The following is a 1,077-nucleotide window of genomic DNA, read 5'->3' as shown; positions in this document are numbered from 1 at the left end:
CCTATGTGCCGATTGCCGGCAGTGCAGACGAGCCCTACTTCTACCTGCTGCACTGGCAGAGCCGGGAGGTGCAGACCCACCTGTACGTGACCTCCACAGCGCGCGGCTTCCTGCTGCAGATCGACACCACCGAGCTGGCCGGGCGCAGCGCCCTGGCGCAGACCCTGCAGGCACACTTCGGTTTCGTCGTGGAGGGCAAGTACCTGGAGGCCCACTGTACCCGCGACACGGTCGAGCAACGGCTACTCAGCCTTGCTGTAGCGCTGCCGGCCTGACGTAACGCGGACTGCCCGTCGCGCCCCAAGTGGTCGGTTCATGCCCGCGCCCTGCCCCTATGCTTGGGCAGGTCGCGAGGCACGCCGCCTTGCCACCTCACCGCATTCGACCGAGGGCAACTCCAGATGACCAGCAGTACCGCACCACTCACCCTGCGCGCTATCGCCAACACCGACTTCGAGCCATGGCTTGCATTATGGCTGGCCTATCAGGACTTCTATCAAGTCGAGCTGGGCGAAACCGTCAACCACACCACCTTCCAGCGCCTGCTCGACAGCAACGAGCCGATGTTCGCTGCGGTGGCCGAGCAGAACGGCGAACTGGTCGGCCTGGTGCATGCCGTGATCCACCGCTCCACCTGGTCGAGCACCCACTACTGCTACCTCGAAGACCTCTACGTGGCGCCGCACGTTCGCGGCCAGGGCACAGGCGAACAGCTGATCGCCTGGGTCAAGGACATCGCCGCACAACAGCAGTGCACCCGCCTCTACTGGCACACCCACGAAACCAACAAGCGCGCGCAACAGCTCTACAATCGCGTTGCCGTGAACCCGGGCACGATCCTCTACCAGATCGCGCTGTAACCACCCCCTGCTCGAACGCAGCATCGACAGCCAGGCAGCGGCAGGTCAGCATGGTCGGCCTGCCCCTCCCCATTCGAACATTGGCATGGCACACAGCTTCGAACTCGACACCCTGAAAATCCGCCTCGCCGACCCGGCGCTGGCCACCCTGGAGTTGCGCGTGCGGCTGCAGCGCGCGCTGCGCGAGCTGATCGTCAAGGGCGTACTGGCGCCAGGC

Annotated in this window: 2 protein-coding genes; both read left to right on the top strand. The window is 65.2% G+C overall.

Going from position 1 to position 1,077, the window contains the following annotated elements:
- A partial coding sequence (locus G3436_RS26480; protein WP_163951298.1) for a hypothetical protein occupies positions 1 to 275 on the top strand: 275 nt, incomplete at its 5' end.
- A gap of 126 nt (positions 276 to 401) precedes the next feature.
- On the top strand, positions 402 to 860 hold the full coding sequence (locus G3436_RS26475) for a GNAT family N-acetyltransferase (protein ID WP_163951295.1): 459 nt from the start codon (positions 402 to 404) through the stop codon (positions 858 to 860).
- Positions 861 to 1,077: the final 217 nt, after the last annotated feature.

It is taken from the genome of Pseudomonas brassicae, from assembly GCF_010671725.1.
GTDB classification, from domain to species: domain Bacteria; phylum Pseudomonadota; class Gammaproteobacteria; order Pseudomonadales; family Pseudomonadaceae; genus Aquipseudomonas; species Aquipseudomonas brassicae.
Note: the sequence above shows the minus strand (reverse complement) of the source record. Positions and strands in the feature narration are given on the sequence as shown.